The sequence below is a fragment of the Streptomyces cinereospinus genome, assembly GCF_042430725.1.
In the GTDB taxonomy this organism is placed as follows: Bacteria; Actinomycetota; Actinomycetes; order Streptomycetales; family Streptomycetaceae; genus Streptomyces; species Streptomyces cinereospinus.
The window spans coordinates 1-25,901 of record NZ_JBHMCY010000064.1; the positions used below are offsets into that span (position 1 = coordinate 1).

A 25,901-nucleotide genomic window follows, 5' to 3' on the forward strand; every position below is an offset into this window, starting at 1 on the left:
CGTGCGTCGCCTCCTCGATGCGGCGCTGGAGATCCGCGAGCTTCCCCGCGGTCGTATGAAGGTCGCGGTCCTGCGTCCGCGACGGCTCGACCATCATCGTGCGCTTCCGTTCTACTACCGTGCGGTACTGAATTCTGTTATCACGGTACTCAGTACCATCGTTTGGGGCAAGTGGCGTGCGGGCGCGCGTGCAGGGAAGGATGAGGCCGCATGAGCAAGGCATCCACACGGGACCGACTCGCGCAGGCCGCGTTCGCCCTCTTCGACGAACGCGGATACGAACAGACGACCATCGACGACGTCGCCGAGCGGGCCGGCGTGGGCCGGACCACGTTCTTCCGGCACTACCGGTCCAAGGAAGAGGTCATCTTCCCGGACCACGACCGTCTGCTCGCGGCGATCAGGGACCGGCTGGACGGATCGACCCACGCCACCGCCCTGGTGGCCGTGTCCGACGCGGTGCGGCTGGTGTTGATGCACTACCTGGACGAGGGCGACCTGGCCCAGCGCCGGTACGCGCTCACGAGCAAGGTACCCGCCCTGCGCGAGCGGGAGATCGTCAGCGTGGCCCGCTACCAGCGGCTGTTCCGCGAGTTCATCTCGGACTGGATGGGCGACACCGGGCAGCCGGCGTCCCTGCGGGCGGAGCTCATGGCGGCGAACGTGGTCGCCGCCCACAACCACGTGCTGAGGCGCTGGCTGCGGGGCGAGTCGGCCGACCCGGTCTCGGAGGTCGACGACGCGATGCGCGAGGTGCTCGCCCTCTTCCCGATGCCGCCCGTCGCCCCCGCGGCCACCGTGGCCGCCGCCCCTTCCTCGCAGTCCGGCGCGGAGGGGGGAACCACCGTCGTCGTGCTGCGCAGCGACGCGGACATCGACGCGCTGCTGCCCTCGCTCCGGGACCTTCTGCGGGACGGCGCCGGCTCCTGACGGGGCGGGCGCCGGCCTCAGCGGGCCCGGCCGGCCGCGGTCACGGCTTCAGACGCATCCGCTGGGTCCCGATCGCGGCCAGCAGAGCGAGCTTGCTGTCGGACTCGCTGCCGGGCGCGGCGCTGTACATGACGATGCGCAGGTCTCCGCGCTGGGTGCTCAGGATGTCGCAGTCCAGCTCCAGCGCCCCGACCTCGGGGTGGGTGATCTTCTTCACGGCGGCGTCGTGTTCGGCGATCTGGTGCCGCTGCCAGAGCTCGCGGAAGCGGTCACTTCTCTCGCTGAGGCGCTCGACGAGCTTCGGCAGTTCGGGGTCGTCCGGATAACGGCCGGCGCTGCGGCGCAGGTCCGCGGTCATGGAGACGCCGAAGGTGTCCGCCGTGTCCGGGTCGTGGATGTTGCAGTCCTTGATGCGGGTGAAGTGCAGCCACAGGACGTTGCGTTCCGCCTCCCGCAGCCCGGAGGGATCGCCCATCAGGGCCGCCCACGTCCGGTTCCAGAGCAGCAGGTCCCACATCGCGTCGAAGACGGCCATGGGCCGGTCAGCCGTGCGTTCCACCAGGCGGCGCAGGCTGGCGGGCACGAAGCGGCTGATGCGCCCGCCTCCGGTGGCGTGCCCGGCGAGCCGGAACAGGTGGTCCTGTTCGGCGTCACTGAGCTGAAGGGCACGGGCCAGCGCGGCACACACCTGTGCCGAGGGCGCGGAGGCCCGGCCCTGCTCCAGACGCACGATGTAGTCCGCCGACACCTCCGCGAGAACGGCCAGCTCCTCACGCCGCAGCCCGCTGGTGCGCCGGGTGGCGCCCACCGGCAGACCCACGGCCTGGGGCGCCAGCCGTTCCCGCCACGCCCGCAGCACGGCGGCCAGCTCACCGGATGCACTCATGCGTCCATCGTCGCAGCATCGCGCGGGCACAGCCTGGTACTGCCGTTCCCAGGAAACGCGGTCCCTGACGGGCGTCCCGACCGGGCCGGCGGCCGGACAGGGACCCGGCGGCGGCTGCCGCGATCGATGGCAACGCTCGGTATCGATCCGGTCACAGACCTGGTGCCCCACTCTATCGATCGCCATGATGAATATGGGCGTCTACCGGCCACCCACCGTGTCGCGCCCCGACGGCTCGCCTTGTGCTTGCGACCGCCCGCCACCTCGCGGGCTCCTAGCTGCGCCGTCTCCCCCGACACCGCCTCGTACCGACCGTCGAGTCCGGCATGCCCTCCTTCTGCCGACCCTGCCGGAGGCTGTGCCGCCAGGGCGATTTCCGCAAGTTCATCTGGAGAAACGAACAATGAGCGCGCACGAGCGTGAGTCAATCTGGCCGGAACGTCGCCCCACGGGCCGGCCGGTGTCGGAGGAGACGGCGGCCCCGCCCGGGCTGCGCGCGGCGGCCGAACGGGTGCGGCGCCGCTTCACCCGCGTCCACTTCACCACGTGGGTGGCCGTCTCCGCCCTCCCGCTCGTGACCGGGTCGCTGCTCGGCACCCCGGTGTGGGGTGAGGTCACCCTCGGCATGCTGATGTTCGTCGCGCTGGCGGCGGAACTCCTCGTGTCCGCCTGGTGGTTCGACCGCGCGAGCCGCAAGGTCTGGCAGTCCGCCATGCCCGCGGGGCACGCCGACGCGACGGCCCCGGGGAGCCACCGATGACGGCCGCCGCCGCGGTGCAGACGGTCGCCGCCACGGCGACCGACGCCGCCCCCCTGGTGGCGTTCCTCCTGGTCGTCAGTGTGACGCTGCTGCTGTGCTTCCTGTTCGGCCTCGATTCGGAGGGCACCGACGACCTGTACGTCGCGGGCCGTTCCCTGCGGCCGTGGCGGAACGCGTTCGCTCTGACCGGTGACGCCATCTCCGTGCTCACCCTGCTGAGCACCACCGGTCTGGTGGCCCTCGCCGGGTACGACGGCATGGCCATGGCCGCGTGCACGGCGGGGGCGCTGGGTGTACTGCTCGTCCTGGCCCGGCCGGTGCGCAACGTCGGCAGCTTCACGCTCGGCGACACGCTGGACGCGAGGTTCCGTCACCGTTCGATCCGCTGGGCGGCGGCGGTCGCGACCCTCGGTGTCTGCCTGCCGATGGCCGTGGTGCAGTTGACGGCCGCCGGATACGCGGCCGCGGCCCTGCTCGGCCTGTCGGGGACGGCCGCCGGGCAGGTCTGCACGGTGTTCATCGGCTCCATGATGATCTGCGCCGCCGCCCTGACCGGGATGCGCGGCAACACCATGCTGCAGATCGCCAAGACGGTGACTCTGTTCGCGTGCATGGGCCTGCTGGTTCTCGCGGTGCTGACGCGGTGGGAGTGGAGTCCCGACCGGTTGCTGGCGGACGCCAGGGCCGGCAGCCTCGACTCCGAGCGCTACTTCGCCCCCGGCATGCTGTTCAGCTCGGATGCGGCGGGCCGATTCGAACTGGTCGCCGCGCAGCTCACCATCATGCTCGGCGCCGCCGTGATGCCGCACATGATCATGCGGGTGAAGGCGGCCGAGCACGGCGCCTCGGCCCGGCGTTCGGTCTTCTTCGCCATCGCCATGACCGGTGTGTTCTGCGTGATGGCCGTCGTGCTCGGCCTGGGCTCGTCGGCCGTCGGGGCCGAGGCGCCGACGTCGGGCTTCGACCCGCAGTCCGCCGCGGCCCTGCTGTCCCTGGTGAACAGCCTGGCCACGGAGTGGGGTGGCGACCTGCTGCTGGCCATGACCGTCTCCGCAGTCTTCCTGACCAGTATGACGGTGGTCGCGGCCCTCGCGTTGAGCGCCGGGGCAGCGGTGGTGCACGACGTCTGGGTGCAGGGTGTCCGCGGCGGAGCGGTCGCGGCCGGCGCGGAGGTCAAGGCGATGCGGTGGGCGACTCCGCTCGTGGGCGTGCTGGCGGTGACGCTGGCCGTGGTGGCGCAGAGCTGGAACATCCAGTTCCTCACCCAGGCCGCCGTGGGAGCCTCCGCCTCCGCCATCCTGCCGGCCCTGGTGTTCGCCCTGTTCTGGAAGAAGTGCACCCGCGCGGGCATCGTCTGGAGCGTGTACGCCGGATTCGGCTCCTGCCTGCTGCTCCAGTTCTTCGGTCCGGCCGTCTCCGGGACGCCCGGTGCGCTGTTCCCGGCGGTCGACTTCGCCTGGTACCCGTTCGATACCACCGGACCGGTGTCCATCCCGGTGGGCTTCGTGGCGGGCTGGGCGGCCAGCCGGCTCAGCAGCCGCGGCGGCCGCCCGGAGTCCGAGGACCGGTACGCGGACGTGGCGGCCCGCGCCGTCCTGGACCAGGAGAACAGGCAACTCGTTTCACGGACGTGACGCGGACGCGGCCCGGTCAGGTCGTCCCGCGGCGGCAACCGGGGGGCACCCTCGGCGGTCAGTGCGGCACAGCCGACCGGGCCCTGCGGGCGGTGCCGCGGGCCGGGTGCCGGCCGTGACGGCGGTGTGCGGTTCCCCGCGGTGACTGCCGCGGCAGGCCGGGCAGGTGGTCCGTACCCGGCGGCCGCTACCGGGCGGGCAGCGCCAGGCCGCATTCGACGCGCCGCCGTTGCCGGGTCGCCATGAGCCAGGGACGGTCCGCCCCGAGGGCGGCGGAGAGCCCCTCGACGGCCGTGGCCCGGGCCGCGTCGGCCTCGGCGCCGCGGCCCAGGGCCCCAAGGCCGAGGGCGAGGTTGGCGGTGCAGGCCGGCGTCAGTGGGTGCCGTGCGCCTGCGGTCTCCGTGAGCAGTGGCAGGGTCGCGGCGTCGATCTCCCGGGCCCGGGCGAAGTCGAGCCGGGCGTAGGCCGTGCCGCTCCTGCCGATCGCGGCGGTCAGGGCTCCAGGGCGTCGGTCAGCTCGCCGCGCCGGGCCCGGGTGCGCGGGTCGGAGGCCGCGCACCGTCATCGATCGACTCGGAGGCGACCGGGGGCGACGGTGCCGCAGCGCCGGACCCGCGCCCTCGGCCCGTCGCGGCGACTCGTCCGTGCCTGTCCGGTGGGACGCGCCCGCACCGGGCCGGCGGTCGCGAAGGTCTGCCCGCTGGGACGGCATGGCTCAGCGCCGGTGGGCCGCGGGCCGCTTAGGATCCGTGTCCGTGGCCAAGGTCCCTGATGAGTTGATCAAGCTGGAACGATCCGCCGAGCAGGAGCGCGCGAAGCTCGCCGGCCTGGCCGGAGAGGAGTACGACGCCCAGTGGCGCCGCTGCCGCGAGGCGTTCGAGGCGGTGCAGGCGGCCGTCACCGCGCACGCCGAAGCCACCGGGACCGACCGGCGGGACGTGGAGCGGGCCGTGCAGCAGGCCGTGCGGCACGGCCAGGAGGACCCGGCCGTCGAATAGGCAGCCGTCAGCGCCACCTGCCTGGTGCCGCCGGTGCCGTGGCGTCCCCCGCCTCAGCCGCCACCGCGGTGCACCGCGAGCACTTCGCCGACGGGCTCGGAACGATCAGCGCCTTCGGCACGGACCTCCGGCGCCAGGTCGGGCGGTTGGCCGTTGTCCGCCCCGTCCATTCCGTCCGCGAACCTCTCCATCGGCGGCGACGAGGACTTCGCCACCGCCACCATGGAGCGCGGCCGCGCCGACGCCGATGTGCCGGTGCGGTGACCCGGGCCGGCGCAACGTCCTCGACGGCACGGATCACCTCCTCGCCATCCGCAACGGCCGGCACATCGTCACCGCGCGGCCGCGCCGGCACCTGGCCGACGAGGAGTGCCGCCGCTCGGCGGACTTCCCGAGCGGCGCGTGCGCCTTCCGCGCTCCCGGCGAGGTGACGTTCGAGAACGGATGAGGCCACGCTGACCCACCGCGGTGCGGGGGCTGTCGGTGCCGCCTGTCATACTCCCTGCCCGTGAGCAGCACGAACGGTGGTTCTGGACGGCGCGCGGTAAGACCCGCGGCGCGGCAGATCCAGACATGGCAGACAGCGGAGCACAACGCCGCGGCGTGGATGCGGTACTGGGGTTTCGAGGACGCCCGGGCGCGGCCCGGAGGCGCCGACGGCGGTGTCGACGTGGTGTCCCGGCGGGCGCTCGGGCAGGTGAAGTTCCAGGCCAGCGCGGTGGGACGGCCGGAGCTGCAGAGGCTGTTCGGGGCGCGGGGCAGGGCCATGGACAAGCAGTTGCTCTTCTTCACCGGCAGCACCTACGCGGCGACGGCGGTGGCGTACGCGGAGGAGAACGGCATCGCCCTGTTCGTCTACGGGCTCGACGGGGCGATGCGCCCGGTCAACCGGGCTGCGCGCCGCGTCTGTGAGACGGCGGCGACCCCGCCGGCTTCCGCCCCTGCCGCGACGACGGCGACCCCGAAGGACGTCGGCCGGGCGGCACCGGGCGCGGCCTCCGCGGCCACGCCCCGCGCGAACGCGGGCGCCGCGGGCCGGAAGCTGGTGACCGCGCTGGTGATCATGGGCGTGCTCGGTGGGCTCGTTTCCGCCCTGGAGGGCTTGACCGGGTACTCCCCGGTGAAGAACGACGTCACGAGCGACGCCCGCGCGTCCGCCGGCCCGAGGGCCTTGGACCCGCGGGCGTTCGAGCGGTACGCCGCGGCCCACGGTTCCGCCGAGCAGCGCGACGCCGTCCGGCACGTGCTCCGGATCGAGCACGTCGTCTCCCCGTACACCAGGATCGACATCCACACCGACTTCGCCCGCACCTCCGGCGCGTACGCGGAGGGCAGGCTCATATCCGGCCTGTTCAGCGCCTACCGGCAGGCCGAGGACCGGAACAGCCACGGCAACATCACCGTGTACAGCGCCGATGCGTCCGTCCCCCTGGCGTACGACGTCTACTGACCGGCCGGCCGGTGCACACGAACGGGTTACTGGCCGACCGTTCGGAGGTCGGCGGGCTTCTCCCCTCCTAGCCTTTTGCGGGCGTAACCAGAGGTCGTGGAAGGGCGTGGGGTGTCTCAGCCGAACAGGGGGGCCGTCGACCATGCGGCGTTGTGGTCGGCGGCCCTCGCCGCAGTCGTCACGCTGTCGCTCGGGGACGGCCGCTACGACTGGCTGAGCCTGGCGTTGGGGACGGCCCTGGCGCTCCAGATCGCCGCCTTCTACCGCCCGGCGCCCCACGAGCCGGGCAGACGGTGGGACCGGTGCACGTCGGCGGGGAGCTTCGGGGCGGTCAGCGGGCTGGTCACCGCGATGGTCCTGGCCTGGCCCGTACAGATCGCGGTCGGCACCCCGCAGCACTGCCGTGCGGACGGAGTCGACCCGGACGACTGCGCCGGCCTCGCGGCGTACCAGTGGCTGGGCATGGTGTGGCTGACGGCCACGATCGCCCTGTCCTGCTGGCACTGGTCGACGGTGGTCCACCGGCCCGCGGGGCAACCGTCCTGACGGCCCCGTGAGCCGTCGGCCGGGCGCGGCCGGTGACCGCCGCCTACAGGCCGACGACGCGCAGGGCGAAGAACCCGGCTGTCAGCATCGAGCCGAAGACGATCAGGCCCAGCCAGAGGTACGGGTGCTCCCACAGGCCGCCGTCCGGACGCTCCTGGTGGGCCTCCGCGGTGGAGCCCTCCACGGGCGGAGTCTCCGTCGGCGGACGCAGCGGTTCGGTCATGTCGCTCACCTTCCTGGCTTCGCAGTGAGGGGCGCCGCACGTCACCCCGGCTGCCCGGGGCGGTAGGTGCCGGCGCTCCATCCGTGCCCCTGGGGGTCGAGGACCCGGGCCCGGTGACCGCCCCACGGTGTGTCCTCCGGGGGGATCACCTCCCGTGCGCCCGCCCCGACCGCGCGGGCGTACCACTGGTCGACGTCCGTCGTGGCCGGCAGCCACAGGTACAGCCCGCCGCCGGTGCTCCGCTCCCGCAGCGGGGCGACGGTGTAGCCGGCGTCGGCGTCGGCGACCATCAGGACGGCCTGCCCCAGGCGCGCTTCGGCGTGGGCGACGGTGTGGCCGGGGCCGTCCCGGCGGGTGAGCACCGTGAAACCGACGGCCGTGAGCCACGCGAGGGCCGCCCGCGCGTCCCGGTAGCTGATGTACGCGTGCAGTTGCGGGCTCGGTCGCGTGGACATGAGGCCCTCCGCTCGGCTCGGTCTGCTGTCCTGCGGGTCGTCGTGTCAGCGCGGTGCTCGCCGTCCGCCTCGGCTCTCGGGCGTCGTGCTCCCGGGGAGCGCCCGCCGCGTACTGCCCGTGCCGGTCGGGGCGGGCGCCGCCGCCCTCTCCCTCGCCGCCTGCTCGGGGTGCCTGTGCCGCCAGTACGGGTTGGCGTGGGAGAGCTTGCCGGACACCCGGCCGTACATGCCGAACGTCGCGATGATCAGTCCCATGACGAAGCTGAACATCACGTTGGTCATGCCGAAGTCCAGCACGTTGGCCGGCCGGTCGAGCACGAAGACGTGGGCGAGGCCGCTCACGACGAACAGGGCGCCCACCGTCATGTTGAGGGTGGAGGCGAGGTTGCCGCCGATCACGGCCCCGGTGAGCAGCGCCAGGCCGGCCGCCGTGGAGATGACGCTCAGCGCGATGTCGGTGCTCAGGCCCGCGATCGTGTCGCCCGAGGTGTCGAACGGCCTGAGCGCGTCGGCGAAGCCGAGACCCGCGAACGTGAGCAGGACGAGGCCGCAGAAGCCGGCGCCGTAGCGGTAGACGGCCGCGAGATGGTGGTCGACCGGAAGTTCGTCTTTGAGCTTCATATCCCTGTTTCATCCGGTATGCCAGGTGTGGATGCACGGTGATCGGCGTGCCGACCGCCCGGTCCGCGTCTAGCGTGGGCGGGGCCAGCACCGATGTGGAGAGGAACGGATCGATGCCGCCCGCCCCCAGCCCTCTGTACGGCCGTACCGCCGTGGTGACCGGGGCGGCGCGCGGCCTCGGGGAGGCGCTGGCCCGGGATCTGGCCGGCCGGGGAGCGCGGGTGGCGCTGCTCGGCCGCGACGAGCGGGCGCTGGCCCGGGTGCGGGATTCCGTTCAGGGCGTGACCGGGTGCTGGGGGGTCGACGTCACCGACGAGCGGGGCATGGCCCGCGCCGGTGCCGAGATCCGCGCGCGGCTCGGGCCCGCCTCGGTGGTCGTCGCCAACGCGGGCGTGGCCGAGGGCGGCCCGTTCGCCGAGTCCGACCCCGCCGACTGGCGCCGGGTCATCGAGGTGAACCTCATCGGCAGCGCCGTCACCGCGCGGACGTTCCTGGCGGACCTGTTCGCCACCCAGGGCTACTTCCTCCAGGTCGCGTCCCTGGCGTCCATCGGTGCGGCGCCGATGATGAGCGCCTACTGCGCCTCGAAGGCGGGAGCGGAGTCGTTCGCCCACGCCCTCCAGGCGGAGGTCGCCCATCGGCGGGTGGGGGTGGGCATCGCCTACATCAACTGGACGGACACCGACATGGTCCGCGACGCGGACCGGCACGCCGTGCTGCGGGAGCTGCGCGGCCACATGCCCCGGCCGGCACGCCGGGTGTACTCCGCCGGGTACACGGCGGGTCGGCTGGTGGCCGCGGTCGAGCGGCGCCGGGCGGCGGTGTACGTGCCCCGTTGGCTGCGGTCGACGCAGGCGGTGCGGGCGGCCATGCCGCCGGTCGTGACGATGTTGTCGCGGCGTGAACTGCCCCGGCTCGCCGCCGCCGAGCCGTTCACGCCCACGGGTCTGCTCGGTGCCGGTGGTGGCCGGGCCGACCGGTCCGGACCCCGGCCGCCGGAGGGGTGAACGGGCTGTTCCGGGCGCGTCGTGCATCCACCGGTGCCGGTGCGTGGGAAGTCGTGGTGTGGGCGGCCGGCGCCGCCCTCGGCCGCCGCGTCGGCAGGAGGTCCTCATGACGGGTCCGGCGATCGACGACAGGTACGCGGTGCACGGGTGCGTCCACGACGGTGCGCACGGCGCGCGGGGGCCACGGCCCGACGTACCGGACACCCCGCTCACCTGGCTCACCATCGGCCTGCCCACGATGGCGTCCCTGCTCGTCGTCTCCCTGCGCCGCCAGGGCGGCCGCAGCTTCACGGCCCGGTGCCAGTGGCCGCGTCTGCATCCCCTCAACGAGCGGGTGGCCGCCGTGGTGCACCATCCGCTGATCATGGTGGAGACCACGCGTCAGCTGGCCAGGGCGGTGGAACTGCACCACCTGGCCGTGGCCGGCCCGCCCCGGCCGCCGCTCGAACCCGTCTCGGTGCGTCTCGGCGTGCACCCGCGGGGCAGGCCGACGGAGCGCGGCAGTGCCACCGACGTGGAGGCCCGTGTCGTCCTGAGCGACCTCCCGTCGCCGCGGACGGGCCCGCCCGCCTCCTGCCGGGTCACGGCGGAGTTCCTGCTGCACGGGGTTGCGTTCGCGTCCTGCACCATGCGCCTGACCCGGCCCGGGTGCGCGGCGGCGGCCCGCGCCGAGGCGGTGGCCCCGCCGAGGCTTTCGTACCCCTCGGCCGCCGCCGTGGGCGCCGCGCACGACCCCGACGTCCTGGTGGCGCGGACGCCGCAGGGGCGGCTGGTGATCGCCCCGCGTGATCCCGGGCATCCGGTGCTGCTCCCCGGCCGGCCGGCCCGCATGCCCGCCCCGGCCGTGCTGGAGGCGGCACGCCAGGCGGCGCTGCTGTGCTCGGGGATGACGTCCGCGGCGGTCACCGGGCTGCGCGTGGACCTGCACGCGCCCGTGCCGCCGTGCGGGGCGTGCGTCGACGTGGCCGGGGAGGTCGGCGGGGCCCGGTTCCTCGTCACGGACGCCGGCCGGACCGCCGCGGCGGGCACGGTGTCCCTCCTCAGGCCCTAGCTGGCGGCACAAGCAACGTGGCGCGGTGAGCGCGTGGAAGGAACAGACGTGGTCATGGAAGATCAGCGGACTCGGCAGGGACTGCACTGCCTGGTCACCGGAGCGTCCGGTTACATCGGCGGGCGCCTGGTCCCGGATCTGCTGGAGGCCGGTCACCGGGTCCGTTGCCTGGCCCGCTCGCCCGGCAAGCTGCGGGACCATCCCTGGGCGGGGGACGTCGACGTGGTCGGCGGTGACGTCACGGACGGCGCGTCGGTCGCCGCCGCCCTGCGCGGAGTCGACGTCGCCTACTACCTGGTGCACGCCCTCGGCTCCGGCTCGGCCTTCGAGGACACCGACCGCCGCGCGGCCCGCGTCTTCGCCGAGCAGGCGCACCACGCGGGTGTCCGGCGGATCGTCTACCTCGGCGGGCTCACCCCGCGCGGCGTCCCCGACCGGGCGCTCTCCCCCCACCTGCGCTCCCGGGCCGAGGTCGGGCGGATCTTCCTGGACTCGCCCGTGCCGGCCACCGTACTGCGGGCCGCCGTCGTCATCGGCTCCGGGTCGGCGTCCTTCGAGATGCTGCGGTACCTCACCGAACGACTGCCGGTCATGGTCACGCCCAGCTGGGTGCACACCCGTACGCAGCCCATCGGGGTGCGCGACGTGCTGCGCTACCTCGTCGGCTCGGCCACCATGCCGGACGACGTCAACCGCTCCTTCGACATCGGCGGTCCGGACGTCTTGACCTACCGCGAGATGATGCGCCGGTACGCCGCCGTGGCCGGGCTGCCGCGACGGCTCATCGTCCCGGTCCCGGTCCTCACCCCGCGCCTGTCCAGCCACTGGGTCGGCCTGGTCACTCCGGTGCCCGCCTCGATCGCCCGGCCGCTGACCGAGTCGCTGCGGCACGAGGTCGTCTGCCACGAACACGACATCGCCCGGTACGTGCCCGACCCGCCGGGCCGCCCCCTGCCGTTCGACGAAGCGCTGGCCCTGGCGCTCCGCAGGGTCCGCGAGGCGCAGGTCGCGACGCGCTGGTCGTCCGCCGCCGTGCCGGGGGCGCCGAGCGACCCGCTGCCCACCGACCCCGACTGGGCCGGCGGCAGTCTGTACGAGGACGAACGGCACCTGCCGGTCGAGGCGTCCCGGGAGGCGCTGTGGCGGGTGATCGAGGGCATCGGCGGTGACAACGGCTGGTACTCCTTCCCGCTGGCCTGGTCCGTACGGGGCTGGCTGGACCGTTTCGTCGGGGGTGTGGGCCTGCGGCGCGGCCGCCGCGACGCCCAGCACCTGCGGGTCGGCGACTCGCTGGACTTCTGGCGGGTGGAGGAGATCGAACCCGGACGGCTGCTGCGGCTGCGTGCGGAGATGCGCCTGCCGGGCCTGGCGTGGCTGGAGATGTACGCGGAGAAGGACGGCGACGGCGGCACGCGGTACCGGCAGCGTGCCCTGTTCCATCCGCACGGTCTGCTGGGCCACGCGTACTGGTGGTCCGTCTCGCCGTTCCACGCCGTCGTCTTCGGAGGGATGGCCCGTAACGTCGCCCAGGCCGCCGCGAGGAGTCCGGGCGTCCGCCGCACACCGTCGCCGACCGGCCGTTCCGGGGCGCAGCGCGGCAGCCGCGGGGTCCGGCGCTAGCGCGTGCCGGCCCCGGCGGGCCCGCCGCCCACGGGCTCCGGGTCCTCAGCCCCGCGCCAGGTCGGTCAGGACCTCGCGGGCGGCCCGCGTCCCCGACGCCAGCGCGCCCTGCACCGACCCGGTCGCCCGGTGGTCCCCGCACACGTATCCGGCGGGGCCGAACCGGGTCGTGCGGCTCAGCGGCAGGGGCGGCCGCATCACCGGCAGCGCGCCCTCGACGGTGCGCACGGCGACCTGCTCCCAGCCGCCCGTGTCGGTCCCGTACAGCTCGGCCAGGCGCCGCTGCACCGCCTCGGCCGCGCCGGGCCGGTCCGCGCCCAGGACGGAGCTGGACACCAGAGCCGTACCGGACGGTGCGTAGGTGGGGGCGACCTCGCTGAGCACGCACGTGTTCAGGACGGTGCCGGCGCTGTCCACCACCAGCGTCGGTTCCGCCAGCGGTGTCCGTGGGGCCGCGTGGTAGTAGGTGGTGACGGTACGGCCGTCCGGTACCGGCAGTCCGGGCAGCAGGCGGGCCGCCGTGGCGGCGTCGGTGGCCACCACGACGGTCGCGGCCGGCAGCTCACCGCCGTCGTCGAGGAGCACCCCGGTGGGGGTGACCTCGCGGACGGGCGTCTCCAGCCGCAGGACCCCGTCGGGCAGGCCGGCGGCGAGCTGGGCCGGCACCGCGCCGACGCCGGCGGCGGGCAGGCACAGCGTGCCGCGGACCATGCTGCGCCAGACCAGGTGGAAGAAGCGGGCGGAGGTCGCCAGCCGGTCCTCCAGGAACACCCCGGACAGGAGCGGCCGCAGGACGAGGTCGACCGTGGCGGCCGACACCCCCGCGCGGCGCAGGGCGCTCGCCACCGACTCGTCCGGACGCCGTTTGAGGACGTTTGCGGGGAGCAGGGCGTCCCGGGCGGTGAGCGCGGCCAGGGCGGCCAGGTCACGGGCGGGCAGAACCCGCCCCGGCACCAGCGACCCCGCCCACCCCGGCCGCCTGGTCGGGTCGGCGAGGCGCACCGGGCCGTCCGGGTGCTGGGCGACCAGGCCGGGGGTGAACGGCCGCAGGCGCAGCGCCCGCAGCTCCAGGCGCCGCCTGACCTGGGGATAGGAGGTGTTGAAGACCTGGAAGCCACGGTCCAGCAGGAACCCGTCCTGCCGGTCGGTCCGCATCCGGCCGCCGACGCCGTCGGACGCCTCCAGCAGGGCCACTCGCCGTCCGGCGCGGCTCAGGTCCAGGGCACAGGCGAGTCCGGCGAGTCCGGCGCCGACGACGACGGTGTCGGGATGGCCGCGCTTGACGCGTTTTCCGGGGTTCTCGCGGTTCCCGTGAGGGTGAACGGTCATGCTCCTCCTGCCCCTGCACGCTCGTCCCGTGCATCATCGGTCTGTTGCGCGGGGGCGGCGACCCGGTACCCACCGCGCGTCACGCCCGCACCTGGGACTGCACGGCCGCGACGGCCGCCGCCAGGTCTGCCGGGTGGGGCACGCCGGCCACGGTCCGGCCCGCCCAGCCGGGCCCCAGGGTGAGGACGAACGGTTTCCTGCGGGCGCCGCGCACGCCCCATTCCAGGTTCGCCACGTGCTGGGCCAACGGCGTGCTCGCGGTGGTCCGGGACTGCGCCCACAGCCCCACCACGGCGGGACCGGTCCTGCGTACGGCCGCGATGAGCGACTCGACGGGCAGCGCCCCACCGAACATGTGCACGGGAAGGCCGCGTTCGGCGAGCGCGGCGGCCAGCACCTCCAGGGGAAGGGTGTGGTACTCCCCCGGTACGCAGGCGAGCAGCGTGGCGGCCCCGGGGCGGGCGGCTGCCGCCGGCCGGGTGCTCCGCCGGAGCGCGCCGGAGACGTGCCAGGACAGCAGGTGCTCGACCTCGACGTACCTCTCCCCCGAGCTCTCCCACTTGCGGCCCACCGCCTGCAGGGTGGGCATGATCACCTCTGTCCAGGCGGTCACCAGGCCGTACTGCTCGATCACGGTCGTGAGCAGCTCGTCCAGCGCGTCGCCGTCGAGGCGGAGGGCGGCGCGGGCGATGCCCTTGCATTCCTGGCGGACGTCGCCGAGCCGTAGGCCGGTACCGGACCGTGTGCGCCCGCGAGCCGGCCGCCGGGACGGCGCGGGGCCGGCCTGCCCGGCCGGTCCGGTGTCGAGCGGCCCCTCGCCCAGCGCGATGCGCGCGGCCTCGGCGGGGGGCAGGCCGGTCGCCGTCAGCGCGCACATGCGTTCCAGCCGGGCCACGTCCACCACGGTCCAGCGACGGTGTCTGCCGTCGGAACGCAGGTCGGGGCCGAGGCCGTAGCGGCGGTCCCAGGTACGGACGGTGGTCGGCGCCACGCCCAGCCGACGGGCCACCTCGCCCGTCGTCAGCCCGACTCCCGGTTGCGCGGTCTCCCGCTCGTCGCCGTCTGCGCCCACGTCTCCCTCCAGGTCCCCCTCGGGTGCGTCCGTGTCACGCGGCCAGTGTACGACGCATAAACGACGCATGTTGCTTGCGTCGTTTCGCGGGCCAAGACTGGGTGAGCGGTGACCGCACCACGACCGCTGCCGGTGACGCCCGGCAGACGGCCTTCCGTCCCCGCACCTCACGCACGGCAGGAGGAAGCAGGCCATGAGCAGGAACCCGCGACCCGACGTACCCCTCCAGCCACCCGCGATCGCTCAACCACTGGCGGAGACGGTCTACGAGGACGAACTCGCCCGCGGCCTGCTGGCAGCCGACGAGTACGCGTTCGCGGCCGTCTACCGGCGTTGGGGGGCGCTGGTCTACACCATGGCCACGCGTTCCCTGGGTGACTGCCACGAGGCCGAGGACGTGACCCAGCAGGTCTTCATCGGCGCCTGGCGTGGACGCCACACCTTCCGCCCGGACCGGGGCTCACTCGGCGCGTGGCTCGTGGGCATCACCCGACGCAAGATCGCCGACGCCCTGGCGGCCAGGACGAGGCGCCTGACACTGATCGACTCCGCCGCCCATGACGCCGGCCCGCCGCCTCCCGACGCCGCGGCGCCGGACGACGTGCTGGACCGCATCGTCCTGGTCGACGAGCTGTCGCGGCTCCCCCGGCACCAGCGGCAGATACTGAGCCTGGCCTTCTACGAGGACCTCACACAGGCTCAGATCGCGCAACGCACCGGTCTGCCCCTGGGCACCGTGAAGAGCCACGCCCGCCGCGGCCTGCACCGCCTGCGCCGCAGCATCGAGCAGAGCCGTCCCGGCGCGGCGGACCTGTGAGGCGCTGCCGGGACCGCCCCGCCATGTCCGCGGCCACCGCATGCGCCTCTCCCCGCCGGCCGCATCCGCGATGCGGCCCGGACGAGAAACACGAGCGACACCTTCCGACAGCGGACCATCTCCCCGAACGGGTGATCCCCATGACCTCTCGCACCCCTCGCCTCATCGCCGCCGCGGCCGGCGCCAGCGCCCTGGCGCTCGGGGCCGCCGCACCCGCCCTGGCCCTTCCCGACGCCTCTGCCGACGACCAGGCCATGGTGTCCGTCTTCCACGGCGTCCCCGGCCTCACCGTCGACGTGTACGCCGACGGCAAGGAACTGCTGGGCGACTTCGAGCCCGGCACCTTGACGGACCCGCAGGCCCTGGACCCCGGCACCTACACCGTCGAGATCTTCGCAGCGGGCCAGGGTCCCGACGGCACTCCCGCCGTCGAGAAGGACATCGAGGTACCGGCGGGAGCGAACGCCACGATCGCCGCCCACCTCTCCGCCGACGGCAAGCCTCAGCTCACCGCCTTCGTCAACGACGTCTCCGCCGTGGACGCCGGCAAGTCCCGGGTGACCGTACGCCATGTCGCCGCGGCCCCGGCGGTGGACGTCCGGGCGGGCGGACAGCCCGTGTTCGAGGGGCTGGAGAACCCCGGCCAGGACACCACCGTGGTCGACGCCGGCACCGTCTCCGCCGATGTCACGCTCGCCGGTACGGACACCGTGGCCCTCGGTCCGGCCGACCTGAACCTCGCAGAGGGAACCAGCACCGTCGTGTACGCCTGGGGCAGCGCCCAGGACGAGAACCTGGCGCTGAAGACGCAGACGCTCAGCGGGATGGGGTCCGCTCCCGACGGCGTCGACGCGGGCGGCAGCGGCGCGGCCGTCGGGCACAACTCCTCCGACGAGTGGACGGCCTGGGCCGCCGCGGCCGGTGCGGTGACGCTGGCGGGCGTCCTGGTGGTGCGCCGGGCCGCGGGCCGACGTGGCTGACACCGCGCGACGGCTCACCGGCCTGACGGCGGCGGCCGCGGCGCTGGCGGTGCTCACCGTGCAGCCGTCGCTGTCGCAGCCGTCGCCGCCCCCGCCCCGGCCGGTGGACTTCGGGCGCGCCGCGTCGCTCGGGGACGCCGCGGCGGCCCGGCCCCCGGGCACCGCGGCGGCGGAAGGCGAGGGTGCGCAGCAAAACCGGCGTCAGGACCCCTCCCCGCGGCGGATCGTCGTACCGGGCGCCGGCCTCGACGCCCGCGTGCGGCCGGTGGGCGTGGACGGACAGGGCTCCGTGGCCGTACCGGCCGACCCTTCCGTGGCCGGCTGGTACCGCTTCGGCCCGGCGCCGGGCAGTACGGAGGGATCGGCCGTGCTCGTCGGGCACGTGGACGGCGACACGGGCGCCCTCGGCGAGTTCGCGGCACTGTACGACGTCCGTCCCGGGGACCGGATCGAGGTGCGGCGCGCCGGAGCCCGCCCGGTCGGCTACCGGGTCGTCTCCCGGTCGACGGTGCCCAGGCGGGAACTGCCGCCGTCCGTGTTCCGCCGCACCGGCAGCCCGGTCCTCACCCTCGTCACCTGTGCGCCCCCCTTCGTCCCGGAACGGGGCGGCTACCAGTCCAACCTCGTCGTGACGGCGCGACCACTACCGTCCTGAGACGCGGGGGGACTCGGTGGAGGCCGGGCCGGTACGGACCGGCGAACAGGCACCGGGCGCAGGGGAGGGCGAACAGGCACCGGGCGCGGGGCAAGAGGCACTGGGCGGGAGGATGGAGGGCAGCGTGGCACATGTCGAGCCCGCGCACCTGGTCGAACTGGCGCTTGGTCACGCCGCTTCGGCGGCGGACGAGACCGCCCTGCGGCACATCGCCGGGTGCCGTCACTGCCGCGAGGAACTGGCCCACATGCGGCGTGTGGTGAGCACCGCGCGCGGCGCCGGCCCCGCCGAGCGGCTTACCGTGCCGCCCGAGCGGATCTGGGAGCGCATCGCGATCGAGCACGGTGCGGGGGATCCCGCGCCGACGCGGTCCGGGACGGACACGCGCGGGCCCTGCGGGACGCGGCGGACCGCGTCGCTGGGGCGGGGCACCGCCCGGACGCGGGCGGGGTGCTTCCTGCTCGGTCTCCTCGGCTTCGTCCGGATCGTCCGGCGTCTGGCTCGCGGCCACCGCCGTGCCCGCCCGGCGCAAGACGGTGGCGCGGGTCGGCGCGCGGATCCCCCGAACACCTCGACCGCGCCCTGAGCGGCACCGTGCGGCGCCGCGAGCCCCTCGGCCGGGCGTGGTGCGCCGGTGGTGAACGCCGGTCCCCCGCCCGTACGGCTGCGTATGCACCGGGTCTGGTCGATCGGCGCTCGGTCGATACCGGGGGGGGGACCGGGCCGGCCCATCAGGTGCCGGGACCCGCGGACGCTTTCGCCGCCGGCCCTGCTGCACGCGACGGCGAGGACGCCGGCGACGGGGAGCAGGTCGTTCCCGCCCTCGCCCGCCGTCGCGGGGGTACGCCGCCGGCCTGCGGGGGCAACGGCCGCAGTGACTGGCCGGGGGACCACTCGCTCGGACTCACGCGTGCCGCAGGACGGCGTCGCCGAGCCGGCCGACCGCGTCCCCGGCGGGCGGATGGTCACCATCGCGGTCGGGCACCTGGTCCACGACGCGGCGCCGGAGGCGGTCGCCCGGGCGGGGGTGTCGGTCGCCCGGGCGGGGGTGTCGGTCGCCCGGGCGGGGGTGTCGGTCCTGCTGAGCGCCGGCCCGGCCCCGGTGGGCGCCCGACCGGCCGCGCCGGGCCGCCGCCGGAGCCGGCCGGGGGTCCGCCTGCCGCGGGCCCGCCCTTTGCCCCGTTCGCACCAGCCACGATGGCGTCCGCCGCCGAGTCGGGCGACGGTGAGGAGAGCCGGCCGCTTTCGCCGGCGTTCTCCACCCGCGGCGAGGGAGCCAGCGCATGTCCGAACGCAACACGACGCTACGCAGCCTGCACGACGTAGGCCTTGCCGCCTGGTTCGGCGGTTCTCTGATGGGAGCGGTCGGACTGAACGGGGCGGCCCGCGACGAAGGCGGGACCTGGGCGACGACCGCGCGGATCGCCAGCACCGGCTGGGGGAAGTGGACACCCGTCAACGCCGCGGCCATCGCCGCCCACCTGTTCGGCTCCGGCGGCCTGCTCGCGGTGAACGCGCCCCGCGTCGCCGCCCAGCAGGGCGTCGCCGCCTCCACGCTCGCCAAGACCGTCCTGACCGGTGCCGCCCTCGCGGCCACCGCCTACAGCCGGTTCCTGGGGAAGAAGATCGAACTGGCCGCCTCCTCGAAGACCGAGGACGTGGAGAAGGCGGCCGAGCACCCGATCGACGTCGACAAGGCCCAGCGGCACCTGTCCTGCATGCAGTGGACCGTCCCCGCCCTGACCGGCGGCCTGCTGGTGCTCAACGCCCTGCACGGTGAGCAGCAGCGCCCCGCCTCACAGATGCACGGCATGCTCCAGCGTGCCCGGGCCATGACGCCCGCCATGCTCCCGTCGTTCCCGGACTGGCACGTGAGGCACTGACACGGACCGTCCGGCCCACGCGCGCGACACCGTCCCGACGTGCGCGTGGGTGTGCGACGGCCGCGCGGGGCGTCCGGAAGCCGGGCACGGCACGGACGTACGGGCTCGCTGCGTCCCCTCGGGTGGTGACCGGCGCGCCGCCGTTTCCGCGGCGGGCGACTCCGGGAATCCAGCATCGCATGGGTGACTACGACAACGCGATCACGGTGAACGTTCCTCCCGGCCGGCTCTTCGACTACCTCGCCGACGTGGAACACCTCCCCGCCTACCTGCCACGGCTGAGGACCGCGCACCTCCACGACGGCGACCGTGTCACCGTCACCGCCCACATCGAGCCGCCCGACGCGCCCGAGCAGGACGTCACCGGCGAAGCCTGGATCCGCGTCCTCGAACACGGCACCACCCTCGAATGGGGCGCGCCCGGACCGTCCGACTACCACGGCCGGCTCCGCGTCACCGCCGGCGACGCCCCCGGCACCTCCCGTCTCACCGTCGAGCTGCACACCCGGCAGACCGAGGGCCGCCAGGTCGACGAGGGGCTCCGCGAGGCCTTGCACGGCATCAAGAAGGCCGTGGAAGGCGCCGAGGCCTGAGGGCACCGAATCACTGGGGCGGGCGCCGCAGGGGGGCGGGGCGCTTGGAAAGCCGTCCGCCGGGCACCCGGAGCGCACGCCCGACGACAGCGACCGGTGAGGACGAGGGGTACCTGATGACGCACGCCGCGCACGAGCGGGCCCGGCGCCCGGCATCCACGTCCCAGTGGCCGCTCCTGCTGCTCTTCCTCGGCCTGTGCTACGCCGTGGCCGCGGCGGGAGGTGCCGCCGCGGCCGACGCCGGCAGTACCTACACGTCGCTGGACCGCCCCGCGTGGGCCCCGCCGTCCTGGCTGTTCGGTCCCGTCTGGACGGTGCTCTACGCGATGATCGCCGTCTCCGCCTGGCTCGTCGTGCGCGCCCGCGCCGCGGCGAGCGTGAAGCCGGAACTGGCCGCCTGGGCAGCACAGCTCGCGTTCAATCTCGCCTGGACCCCCCTGTTCTTCGCCGCCGGCCGGTACGGTCTGGCGTTCCTCGACATCTGCCTGCTCCTCGCGGCCCTCGGCGCGACGATCCTGCTCTTCCGGCGCAGGAGCCGGACCGCGGCGCTGCTGCTCGTCCCCTACGCGCTGTGGACGCTGTACGCGGCGGCGCTCAACTTCGCCCTCTGGCAGCTCAACACCTAGCTAGTGCCGCGCTCAAGGGGTGCGCGGGCTCTCGGGCCGCACGGCGCGCGGGATCGAGCCGGTCCGGGCGCTGCACCGCCGGGGCGTCATCCGCGGCTGCCACGCAGACATCGACCCCGCCGCCCTCGACCGCGGCGTGCAGGCGCTCGTGTCGGTGCGGGTGCGCCCCCTCAGCCGCGCCGTCATCGACGCCTTCAAGGCCTTCGCCGGCGGCCGGCCGGAGGTCCTGCACGTGTTCGTGCTCTCCGGGGGCGACGACTTCCTGCTCCACGTCGCGGTGCAGGACCTCGACCACCCGCCCGCCTTTCTGACCGACCGGCTCAGCAAGCGCGGTGAGATCACCGGCTTCCGCCTCGGTCATCTTCAGCAGGTGAGGAACACCGCCTCCGCACGTCTTCCGGCGCCCGCCTGCTGAGGCGGTCCGGCCGGCTGAGGGCGCCGGCCCGAGGGCCCGGCCCCGCGGCGATCACCGTCACCTCCGCGGGGCGGCGTTCAGCGGGGCGTCACCCAGCCCGGTGTCCAGGTCCCCGCGGCGTCGTGGCGGGCCGTGGTGGTGGCGAGGTGGCCGCGGAGGGTGGCCAGTGCCGGGTGGGGGTTGTCCCGGTGCCACAGGAGTGAGTGCGGGTAGACGGGCGTCGGGTCGGTCACCGGGATGCGGCACAGACCGTGGCCGGCGGGCCGGACGAGGCGGGTCCGCTCGCCCATGAAGGTGGCCAGGGCCGGGCTGTCGGCGACGGTGTCCAGGAGCGCGTCGGAGCCGAAGTTGGGGCCGGTCGCCTCGATGGTGAGGCCGAACTCGGCGACGAGGTCGTCGTAATAGGCGGCCCACTCGGTGCCGGGGACGATGCCGGGCATCCAGATCCGGTGCCCGGCGAGCCGGGCGAGGGGCACCGACCGGGCGCCCGCGAGCGCGTGGGCGGGGCCGGTGAGGAGCTGGAGCGGCTCGTCGAGCGCGCGCACGGACCGGATGTCGTCGGGCAGCGGCCGCCCGGGCGCGGCCACGGCGCGGAAGGAGGCGTCGATCTCGCCGGACCGGACGGCGGTGACGGCCGTCTCGATGTCGAACAGCCACACCACGTCGAGCTCGATCTCCGGATGCGCGCGGTGGAAGGCGCGCATCAGGCCCGACGCCGCGCCGCGTGAGGCGAGCACGTCGACGCGCAGCGGGCGGCGGCCGGTGCTCACCGACGCGACCGCGCGTCCGGCGACGCGCAGCAGCTCGCGCGCGTGGGGCAGGAACGCCTGCCCGTCGGTGGTCGGCTCGGCGCCGCGCGGGGTACGGGTGAACAGCCGCACGCCGAGGCTGCGCTCCAGCGCGGCGATGCGCTTGGAGACGGCCTGCTGGGTGACCGCCAGTTCGGCGGCGGCGTCCTGGAAGCGCCCCGCGTCGACGACGGCGACGAAGGTCCGGACGGTGTCGAGATCCACGCCGACACCCTAAGGGCACAACCGCAGGTTGTGGCCAGGCAGCCTCCTGGTTGTTTGATCCCCGCGGGCCCTCCCCGCTTGGATGCACTCGGTCGCGGATCGGTGGTGCGGGCGGTGAGGGCGAGGGGCGGCGGCATGAGAAGCGGGCACCGGCTGGGACAGCCGCCCGGAGGCCGGCCGGGGCGGCGGTTCGGGTGGCTCTGGGGGGCGTACGGGACCAGCGCGCTCGGCACCTGGCTCGCCTTCGGCGCGTTCCCGCTGATCGCCGTCCGGGTGCTGCACGCCGGACCGGCCGAGGTCGCCCTGCTGGCCTCCGTGGGGGCCGCGGTGGGCGCGGCGGTGGCGGTGCCGCTCGGCCCGTGGGTGGAGTTCCGCCGCAAGCGGCCGGTGCTGATCGGGACGGACCTGGTGCGGTGCGCGGCGCTGCTGACGGTGCCCGCCGCGTACGCGCTCGGCGTGCTCACCTTCCTCCAGCTCCTGCTGGTCTCGGTCGTGCTGGCGGCGGCCGACATCACCTTCCGCGCCGCCTCCGGCGCGTATCTCAAGACGCTGCTGCCGCCCGAGGACCTGCTGGTCGCCAACGCCCGGTTGGAGTCCACCTCCTGGGCGACCACGATCGCCGGACCGCCGCTGGGCGGCGCGGCGATCGGGCTGCTCGGCCCGGTGGCGACGGTGGTGGCCGACGCGGTCAGCCACCTGCTCTCCGCCCTGGGCATCGGCGCGATGGGCGGGGGCGAGCCACGGCCAGGTCCCCGGCCCGCACGCCTGCGGGCCGGGGACCTGGCCGACGGCTGGCGGTACATCCTCTCCGACGCGACGCTGCGCCCGCTGCTCCTCAACACCGCCCTGTTCAACGGCCTGGTGATGGCCACCCAGCCGCTGCTGGCCGTGCTCATGCTCGGCGAACTGGGGTTCGCCCCGTGGCAGTACGGTCTCGCGTTCGCCGCGCCCTCGGTCGGCGGGCTGCTCGGTTCCTGGCTGGCCCGGCCGCTCGTCACCCGGTTCGGTCAGCACCGGGTCCTGGTCGCGGCCGGGGCGGCGCGCGCCATCTGGCCGGTCGGCCTGGCCTTCCTGGGCCCGGGCACCGGGGGGCTGCTGCTGGTGATCGGCGTGGAGCTCGGCCTCGTCCTCTGCTGCGGTGTCTTCAACCCCGTCCACGCCACCTGCCGCCTCCAGCGCACCGCGACCCACCGCGTCGCCCGCACCCTGTCCGCCTGGCAGGTGACGGCCAAGGCCTGCACCGCGCTGCTGACGGCCCTCTGGGGCGTACTGGGCGGCCTGCTCGGCCCGCGCACGGCCATCGCCCTGGCCGGCGTGCTCCTGCTGGCCACTCCGCTGCTGCTGCCCCGCCGCGCGGCAACCCGTCCGGCCGGGCCGGAGGCGGAGCCGGCACCGGATCGCGTCTGACAGGCGGCGACGGCCGCAGCACCGTGCCGGAGGCGCTGCCCGGGGCCAGGGCCCGCCGGTGCCGACCGCAACGCCGACGGGTCCCCCGTTCAGGTGGCGTCGGGCCCGTCCCGCTGCCGGACGGCAGCCCCACGCGTTCGTCACGGCGAGATGACAGACACGACCTTGCCCGGGGCACGGCACACGGCTGCCCCCTCAGAACGGCGCAGCCGTCCGTGGCGCTACGTGGCCGCGTCGGTGCCGACCGCGCCGGCCGCGGTGGCGTTGGTGGTGCGCGGTGGCTCGGGGGCGACCGCGGTCGCCTTCGCGGGCGGGCCGCCCCTCGCGATCAGTGGGGACCGGGCCGAGCCGGCGGTCGGGATGGTCCGGCCGGGCGCCGCGGAGGACGCGGCAATCGAGCCCGCGCCGCTCACCGAAGCCGGACCTGCGGCACTCGACCGCGCCCGCGCCAGGTCCGCCCTGTCCGTGCCGGTGCTCGGACCCATGGCGTTGACGATCGCCATCCGGCGCGGCACGGCCTCCGACCCGGAGGTGGAGGCGGGCGCCGTGGCCGTGGGCACGATGTCGCCCGCCGGGGCCGTGGGCACGATGTCGCCCGCCGGGGCCGGTGGGCGCGTGCCGCTGACCGGTGGTGCGGGCGGGCCGTTCCGGTTGACGGTCGGCGAGGCCGCCGGCGAGCGGCTCGCCCTGCGCGCCGTGTCCGACGCGGCGGACGCCGCCGGGCACCCGGTGCGCGGAGTCGTGCACGCCGCCGTCCACCTGGACGACGCCACGCCGGCCGACCTCGCCCAGACCCGGATCCGGGCCGTCCTCGCGCCCGAGGTGCAGGGCACGCCGCACCCCCGGACGGACCGCCGGGCGGGGTCGGGGCCCGCCCGGCCCGGCGCTGCCGGAACGGCGGTGTCGTCATGACGGACGGCCACGGTCTGGCGGCACGGACGATGACCGCCCTGGAACGCACCACGGGGGTCCGGCCGGAGTTCGGCCTGCGCCTGTGGGACGGCAGCTCGGCCGGGCCGCGTACCCCGGCGGTGGTGGTGCCCTCCGCACGGGCCTGGCGTCGGCTGCTGTACCGCCCCGGGCGCCTGGCGGCCGCCCGGGCGTTCGTCGCCGGGGAGGTGACCGTCGACGGAGACCTGACGGAACTGCTGCACAGCGCCTTCCCCCTGGGGCTCGCCGCGACGCCGCGGGCCCTGGCCCGCCGTCTTCCGCGGGCCGCCGCCGGAGCCGCGGAGCTGGTGAGCCTGGCCGTGCGCGCGGGCGCCGGGGGCCCGCCCCCGCCCCGCCCGCGCAGCGAGCTGCGCCGCCGTCTGCGCGGGACGGACGCCGTACGCCACCACTACGACGCCGGCAACGGCCTCTACGAGGTGATCCTCGGGCCGACGATGGCCTACTCCTGTGCCTACTGGACCGGGTCCGCGGGAGGGACGGACCCGCTCGACGTGGCCCAGCGGGCCAAGCTCGACCTCGTCTGCCGCCGGCTGCGGCTGCGGCCGGGGATGCGCCTGCTGGACGTCGGGTGCGGCTGGGGCGCCCTGCTCTCCCACGCCGCGCAGCACTACGGAGTCCGCGCGGTCGGCGTGACCCCGGCGCGTGAACAGGCCGCCTACGCGACCGCCCGCCTCGCCCGCGAGGGCCTGGCCGACCGGACCGAAGTGCGGCTGTGCGGCTACCGGGACGTGACCGACGGACCCTACGACGCGATCGCCGGTGTGGAGGTGACGCAGCACCTCGGCCGCGGGGAACTCGCCGCGTACGGCAGGAGCCTGCACCGCCTGCTCGTCCCCGGCGGGCGGGTCCTGGCCCAGGACGTGTACGTCACCCCCGAGGGCCGGCCCTGGCGGCGCGACGCCCTGATCCTGCGCTACGTCCTGCCCGGGCTCGACCTCCGGCTGCTCAGCGACAACGTCCGGTACCTGGAGGCCGCCGGGCTGGACGTGGAGGAGGTGCACGACCTGCGGGGTCACTTCGCCCGCACCTTCCGCGCCTGGCTGGCCGGCCTGGAGGCCGGCTGGGACCGGGCGGTGACCGACGTCGGCGTGGAACGCGCCCGCACCTGGCGCCTGTTCCTGGCCCTGGGCGCCGTGGGATGCGAACGCGACTGGATCGGGGCGGCCCACACCGTGGCCGTCCGCCGATGAGGCAAGGGGCGGGGAACCACGCGGCCGGCCGGTCAGTCCAGCAGCGCGGCGGCCTGCGCGCGGACCGTGTCCCAGGCGGCGGGCGGCAGGTCGGCGAGGGCCGTCGCCCGGAGCGCGCGCAGGGTCTCGTCCGTGCCGCCGGTGCAGGCGGCGCTGCCGGTGAGCACGTCGTAGCCGTCGCGGACGGCGACGCGCAGCAGGCGGCTGCCGTCGGCGTCGGCGTGCACCGCCGAGGCGGTCACCAGCGGCGGTTCCCCGCCCGCCGCGCCGGGCGCCTTGCGGAAGGCGCCGGCGACCGGCTCACGCCAGTGCAGGCCGAGCAGGACGGCACGCTTGGCGACCACCTCGGACAGGTCCGCCTCCCGGACGCCGCCGGACTCCAGCACCGTCGCCTTCGCGTCCAGGACGAGCGCCGCGGGCAGCAGACAGCGCAGCGAGCTGCCAACGATGTTGCCGCCGACGGTGGCGCTGCGCCGTACGGCCCCGGTGCCCACCTGGGCGGCTGCCTGGCGCAGGACGTCGGGGACCCGGTCGTCCAGCCGGTGCAGCACCACCGCGCCGCCCACCCGGGTGGGCTCCAGGACGTTGGCCTCGGGGAGCTCGCGCAGTGACACGGCCTGTTCGGGGAAGCCGTCCCGCTGCCATGCGGCCCACTGGAGCGTCGCGCCGCCGATCAGCACGGCCCCTTCGGCCAGGCACTCACCGGCTTCGGACACGGTCGTGGGCAGACGCAACCACACCAGGTACCACCCTGCCTTCCTCACACAGCGAACGGAAGCGGCAGATGCA

31 protein-coding genes are annotated in these 25,901 nt (G+C 75.0%); 22 read left to right on the forward strand and 9 right to left on the reverse strand.

Features of this window, described 5'->3' with window-relative positions:
* Nucleotides 1-214 (forward strand): hypothetical protein (locus tag ACFF45_RS26885; RefSeq protein WP_381349119.1); only part of this gene is annotated, 214 nt, incomplete at its 5' end.
* A complete protein-coding gene (locus ACFF45_RS26890) occupies nucleotides 211-930 on the forward strand; it encodes a TetR/AcrR family transcriptional regulator (RefSeq protein ID WP_381349120.1) in 720 nt (239 codons plus the stop codon). The genes ACFF45_RS26885 and ACFF45_RS26890, both read left to right, overlap by 4 nt.
* Nucleotides 931-970: 40 nt before the next feature.
* Here the strand turns inward: ACFF45_RS26890 and ACFF45_RS26895 are convergent, their stop codons facing one another.
* Nucleotides 971-1,816, reverse strand: a complete 846-nt coding sequence (locus tag ACFF45_RS26895; RefSeq protein WP_381349121.1) for a helix-turn-helix transcriptional regulator — start codon at nucleotides 1,814-1,816, stop codon at nucleotides 971-973.
* A gap of 460 nt (nucleotides 1,817-2,276) precedes the next feature.
* On the opposite strand from ACFF45_RS26895, the gene ACFF45_RS26900 reads away from it, so the two are divergent.
* Nucleotides 2,277-2,576 (forward strand): hypothetical protein, encoded by a 300-nt coding sequence (locus ACFF45_RS26900; RefSeq protein ID WP_381349122.1) that lies wholly within the window; start codon nucleotides 2,277-2,279, stop codon nucleotides 2,574-2,576.
* Nucleotides 2,573-4,210, forward strand: coding sequence for a sodium:solute symporter family transporter (locus ACFF45_RS26905; RefSeq protein WP_381349124.1), 1,638 nt, complete (start codon nucleotides 2,573-2,575; stop codon nucleotides 4,208-4,210). The genes ACFF45_RS26900 and ACFF45_RS26905 overlap by 4 nt, the downstream gene beginning before the upstream one ends.
* A gap of 187 nt (nucleotides 4,211-4,397) precedes the next feature.
* Here the strand turns inward: ACFF45_RS26905 and ACFF45_RS26910 are convergent, their stop codons facing one another.
* Nucleotides 4,398-4,775, reverse strand: coding sequence for a hypothetical protein (locus ACFF45_RS26910; RefSeq protein WP_381349125.1), 378 nt, complete (start codon nucleotides 4,773-4,775; stop codon nucleotides 4,398-4,400).
* A gap of 190 nt (nucleotides 4,776-4,965) precedes the next feature.
* On the opposite strand from ACFF45_RS26910, the gene ACFF45_RS26915 reads away from it, so the two are divergent.
* From ACFF45_RS26915 to ACFF45_RS26930, 4 genes are all read left to right on the forward strand, one after another.
* Nucleotides 4,966-5,208: a hypothetical protein gene (locus ACFF45_RS26915; RefSeq protein ID WP_381349127.1), complete on the forward strand. Its 243-nt coding sequence runs from the start codon at nucleotides 4,966-4,968 to the stop codon at nucleotides 5,206-5,208.
* A gap of 247 nt (nucleotides 5,209-5,455) precedes the next feature.
* Nucleotides 5,456-5,656 carry a hypothetical protein gene (locus tag ACFF45_RS26920; RefSeq protein ID WP_381349129.1) on the forward strand — a complete coding sequence of 67 codons (201 nt, stop codon included), beginning with the start codon at nucleotides 5,456-5,458 and terminating at the stop codon, nucleotides 5,654-5,656.
* 60 nt (nucleotides 5,657-5,716) lie between these two features.
* A complete protein-coding gene (locus tag ACFF45_RS26925) occupies nucleotides 5,717-6,658 on the forward strand; it encodes a restriction endonuclease (protein ID WP_381349131.1) in 942 nt (313 codons plus the stop codon).
* Nucleotides 6,659-6,769: 111 nt separating this feature from the next.
* Nucleotides 6,770-7,204, forward strand: a complete 435-nt coding sequence (locus ACFF45_RS26930) for a hypothetical protein (RefSeq protein WP_381349132.1) — start codon at nucleotides 6,770-6,772, stop codon at nucleotides 7,202-7,204.
* 43 nt (nucleotides 7,205-7,247) lie between these two features.
* On the opposite strand, the gene ACFF45_RS26935 is transcribed toward ACFF45_RS26930, so the two are convergent.
* From ACFF45_RS26935 to ACFF45_RS26945, 3 genes are read right to left on the reverse strand one after another with little or no spacing between them, the layout of a single operon-like run.
* Nucleotides 7,248-7,427, reverse strand: coding sequence for a hypothetical protein (locus ACFF45_RS26935; RefSeq protein WP_381349133.1), 180 nt, complete (start codon nucleotides 7,425-7,427; stop codon nucleotides 7,248-7,250).
* Between the two features lie 41 nt (nucleotides 7,428-7,468).
* Nucleotides 7,469-7,882 (reverse strand): VOC family protein, encoded by a 414-nt coding sequence (locus tag ACFF45_RS26940; RefSeq protein ID WP_381349135.1) that lies wholly within the window; start codon nucleotides 7,880-7,882, stop codon nucleotides 7,469-7,471.
* A 45-nt stretch (nucleotides 7,883-7,927) separates the two neighbouring features.
* Entirely contained in the window at nucleotides 7,928-8,503 is a 576-nt protein-coding gene (locus ACFF45_RS26945) for a DUF4383 domain-containing protein (RefSeq protein ID WP_381349137.1), read from the reverse strand.
* Between the two features lie 113 nt (nucleotides 8,504-8,616).
* Between ACFF45_RS26945 and ACFF45_RS26950 the strand changes: the two genes are divergently transcribed.
* From ACFF45_RS26950 to ACFF45_RS26960, 3 genes are all read left to right on the forward strand, one after another.
* Nucleotides 8,617-9,510, forward strand: a complete 894-nt coding sequence (locus ACFF45_RS26950; protein ID WP_381349138.1) for an SDR family oxidoreductase — start codon at nucleotides 8,617-8,619, stop codon at nucleotides 9,508-9,510.
* A gap of 106 nt (nucleotides 9,511-9,616) precedes the next feature.
* Nucleotides 9,617-10,561 carry an AfsA-related hotdog domain-containing protein gene (locus tag ACFF45_RS26955; protein ID WP_381349139.1) on the forward strand — a complete coding sequence of 315 codons (945 nt, stop codon included), beginning with the start codon at nucleotides 9,617-9,619 and terminating at the stop codon, nucleotides 10,559-10,561.
* Between the two features lie 54 nt (nucleotides 10,562-10,615).
* Nucleotides 10,616-12,181 carry an SDR family oxidoreductase gene (locus ACFF45_RS26960; protein ID WP_381349141.1) on the forward strand — a complete coding sequence of 522 codons (1,566 nt, stop codon included), beginning with the start codon at nucleotides 10,616-10,618 and terminating at the stop codon, nucleotides 12,179-12,181.
* Nucleotides 12,182-12,226: 45 nt separating this feature from the next.
* Here the strand turns inward: ACFF45_RS26960 and ACFF45_RS26965 are convergent, their stop codons facing one another.
* Both ACFF45_RS26965 and ACFF45_RS26970 read right to left on the reverse strand, forming a co-directional pair.
* A complete protein-coding gene (locus ACFF45_RS26965; protein ID WP_381349142.1) occupies nucleotides 12,227-13,510 on the reverse strand; it encodes an NAD(P)/FAD-dependent oxidoreductase in 1,284 nt (427 codons plus the stop codon).
* Nucleotides 13,511-13,589: 79 nt separating this feature from the next.
* Nucleotides 13,590-14,582 (reverse strand): MerR family transcriptional regulator, encoded by a 993-nt coding sequence (locus tag ACFF45_RS26970; RefSeq protein ID WP_381349144.1) that lies wholly within the window; start codon nucleotides 14,580-14,582, stop codon nucleotides 13,590-13,592.
* A 193-nt stretch (nucleotides 14,583-14,775) separates the two neighbouring features.
* On the opposite strand from ACFF45_RS26970, the gene ACFF45_RS26975 reads away from it, so the two are divergent.
* The 8 genes from ACFF45_RS26975 (at nucleotide 14,776) to ACFF45_RS27010 (ending at nucleotide 20,551) form a co-directional block, all read left to right on the forward strand.
* On the forward strand, nucleotides 14,776-15,399 hold the full coding sequence (locus ACFF45_RS26975; RefSeq protein WP_381349145.1) for an RNA polymerase sigma factor: 624 nt from the start codon (nucleotides 14,776-14,778) through the stop codon (nucleotides 15,397-15,399).
* A gap of 140 nt (nucleotides 15,400-15,539) precedes the next feature.
* On the forward strand, nucleotides 15,540-16,379 hold the full coding sequence (locus ACFF45_RS26980) for a DUF4397 domain-containing protein (protein WP_381349147.1): 840 nt from the start codon (nucleotides 15,540-15,542) through the stop codon (nucleotides 16,377-16,379).
* Nucleotides 16,372-17,034, forward strand: coding sequence for a class F sortase (locus ACFF45_RS26985; RefSeq protein ID WP_381349148.1), 663 nt, complete (start codon nucleotides 16,372-16,374; stop codon nucleotides 17,032-17,034). Before ACFF45_RS26980 ends, ACFF45_RS26985 begins: the two co-directional genes overlap by 8 nt.
* 124 nt (nucleotides 17,035-17,158) lie before the next feature.
* A complete protein-coding gene (locus ACFF45_RS26990) occupies nucleotides 17,159-17,620 on the forward strand; it encodes a hypothetical protein (protein ID WP_381349149.1) in 462 nt (153 codons plus the stop codon).
* Nucleotides 17,621-18,317: 697 nt separating this feature from the next.
* Entirely contained in the window at nucleotides 18,318-18,917 is a 600-nt protein-coding gene (locus tag ACFF45_RS26995) for a hypothetical protein (protein ID WP_381349150.1), read from the forward strand.
* 179 nt (nucleotides 18,918-19,096) lie between these two features.
* Complete coding sequence (locus ACFF45_RS27000) at nucleotides 19,097-19,510, forward strand: SRPBCC family protein (protein WP_381349152.1); 414 nt, start codon at nucleotides 19,097-19,099, stop codon at nucleotides 19,508-19,510.
* A 116-nt stretch (nucleotides 19,511-19,626) separates the two neighbouring features.
* Nucleotides 19,627-20,136 (forward strand): TspO/MBR family protein, encoded by a 510-nt coding sequence (locus tag ACFF45_RS27005; RefSeq protein WP_381349154.1) that lies wholly within the window; start codon nucleotides 19,627-19,629, stop codon nucleotides 20,134-20,136.
* A 19-nt stretch (nucleotides 20,137-20,155) separates the two neighbouring features.
* The gene (locus tag ACFF45_RS27010) at nucleotides 20,156-20,551 is read left to right on the forward strand and encodes an Lrp/AsnC family transcriptional regulator (RefSeq protein ID WP_381349156.1); all 396 of its coding nucleotides are present in this window, start codon (nucleotides 20,156-20,158) and stop codon (nucleotides 20,549-20,551) included.
* Between the two features lie 77 nt (nucleotides 20,552-20,628).
* Here the strand turns inward: ACFF45_RS27010 and ACFF45_RS27015 are convergent, their stop codons facing one another.
* Nucleotides 20,629-21,564, reverse strand: a complete 936-nt coding sequence (locus ACFF45_RS27015; protein ID WP_381349157.1) for a LysR family transcriptional regulator — start codon at nucleotides 21,562-21,564, stop codon at nucleotides 20,629-20,631.
* A gap of 135 nt (nucleotides 21,565-21,699) precedes the next feature.
* Between ACFF45_RS27015 and ACFF45_RS27020 the strand changes: the two genes are divergently transcribed.
* From ACFF45_RS27020 to ACFF45_RS27030, 3 genes are all read left to right on the forward strand, one after another.
* Nucleotides 21,700-22,971: an MFS transporter gene (locus ACFF45_RS27020; protein WP_381349158.1), complete on the forward strand. Its 1,272-nt coding sequence runs from the start codon at nucleotides 21,700-21,702 to the stop codon at nucleotides 22,969-22,971.
* Between the two features lie 237 nt (nucleotides 22,972-23,208).
* Entirely contained in the window at nucleotides 23,209-23,883 is a 675-nt protein-coding gene (locus tag ACFF45_RS27025) for a KR domain-containing protein (protein WP_381349160.1), read from the forward strand.
* A complete protein-coding gene (locus ACFF45_RS27030; RefSeq protein ID WP_381349161.1) occupies nucleotides 23,880-25,112 on the forward strand; it encodes a class I SAM-dependent methyltransferase in 1,233 nt (410 codons plus the stop codon). Before ACFF45_RS27025 ends, ACFF45_RS27030 begins: the two co-directional genes overlap by 4 nt.
* Nucleotides 25,113-25,144: 32 nt before the next feature.
* Here the strand turns inward: ACFF45_RS27030 and ACFF45_RS27035 are convergent, their stop codons facing one another.
* Nucleotides 25,145-25,852: an FAD binding domain-containing protein gene (locus tag ACFF45_RS27035; RefSeq protein WP_381349185.1), complete on the reverse strand. Its 708-nt coding sequence runs from the start codon at nucleotides 25,850-25,852 to the stop codon at nucleotides 25,145-25,147.
* Nucleotides 25,853-25,901 lie beyond the last annotated feature (49 nt).

What these genes read in the sequence shown, in the direction of transcription:
- ACFF45_RS26890 (WP_381349120.1), top strand. Translation starts at nt 211, where the DNA reads ATGAGCAAGGCATCCACACGGGACCGACTCGCGCAGGCCGCGTTCGCC.
- ACFF45_RS26895 (WP_381349121.1), bottom strand. Translation starts at nt 1,816, where the DNA reads ATGAGTGCATCCGGTGAGCTGGCCGCCGTGCTGCGGGCGTGGCGGGAA.
- ACFF45_RS26905 (WP_381349124.1), top strand. Translation starts at nt 2,573, where the DNA reads ATGACGGCCGCCGCCGCGGTGCAGACGGTCGCCGCCACGGCGACCGAC.
- ACFF45_RS26910 (WP_381349125.1), bottom strand. Translation starts at nt 4,775, where the DNA reads ATGACGGTGCGCGGCCTCCGACCCGCGCACCCGGGCCCGGCGCGGCGA.
- ACFF45_RS26920 (WP_381349129.1), top strand. Translation starts at nt 5,456, where the DNA reads ATGTGCCGGTGCGGTGACCCGGGCCGGCGCAACGTCCTCGACGGCACG.
- ACFF45_RS26935 (WP_381349133.1), bottom strand. Translation starts at nt 7,427, where the DNA reads ATGACCGAACCGCTGCGTCCGCCGACGGAGACTCCGCCCGTGGAGGGC.
- ACFF45_RS26940 (WP_381349135.1), bottom strand. Translation starts at nt 7,882, where the DNA reads ATGTCCACGCGACCGAGCCCGCAACTGCACGCGTACATCAGCTACCGG.
- ACFF45_RS26945 (WP_381349137.1), bottom strand. Translation starts at nt 8,503, where the DNA reads ATGAAGCTCAAAGACGAACTTCCGGTCGACCACCATCTCGCGGCCGTC.
- ACFF45_RS26950 (WP_381349138.1), top strand. Translation starts at nt 8,617, where the DNA reads ATGCCGCCCGCCCCCAGCCCTCTGTACGGCCGTACCGCCGTGGTGACC.
- ACFF45_RS26955 (WP_381349139.1), top strand. Translation starts at nt 9,617, where the DNA reads ATGACGGGTCCGGCGATCGACGACAGGTACGCGGTGCACGGGTGCGTC.
- ACFF45_RS26960 (WP_381349141.1), top strand. Translation starts at nt 10,616, where the DNA reads ATGGAAGATCAGCGGACTCGGCAGGGACTGCACTGCCTGGTCACCGGA.
- ACFF45_RS26965 (WP_381349142.1), bottom strand. Translation starts at nt 13,510, where the DNA reads ATGACCGTTCACCCTCACGGGAACCGCGAGAACCCCGGAAAACGCGTC.
- ACFF45_RS26975 (WP_381349145.1), top strand. Translation starts at nt 14,776, where the DNA reads ATGAGCAGGAACCCGCGACCCGACGTACCCCTCCAGCCACCCGCGATC.
- ACFF45_RS26980 (WP_381349147.1), top strand. Translation starts at nt 15,540, where the DNA reads ATGACCTCTCGCACCCCTCGCCTCATCGCCGCCGCGGCCGGCGCCAGC.
- ACFF45_RS26995 (WP_381349150.1), top strand. Translation starts at nt 18,318, where the DNA reads ATGTCCGAACGCAACACGACGCTACGCAGCCTGCACGACGTAGGCCTT.
- ACFF45_RS27000 (WP_381349152.1), top strand. Translation starts at nt 19,097, where the DNA reads ATGGGTGACTACGACAACGCGATCACGGTGAACGTTCCTCCCGGCCGG.
- ACFF45_RS27005 (WP_381349154.1), top strand. Translation starts at nt 19,627, where the DNA reads ATGACGCACGCCGCGCACGAGCGGGCCCGGCGCCCGGCATCCACGTCC.
- ACFF45_RS27020 (WP_381349158.1), top strand. Translation starts at nt 21,700, where the DNA reads ATGAGAAGCGGGCACCGGCTGGGACAGCCGCCCGGAGGCCGGCCGGGG.
- ACFF45_RS27030 (WP_381349161.1), top strand. Translation starts at nt 23,880, where the DNA reads ATGACGGACGGCCACGGTCTGGCGGCACGGACGATGACCGCCCTGGAA.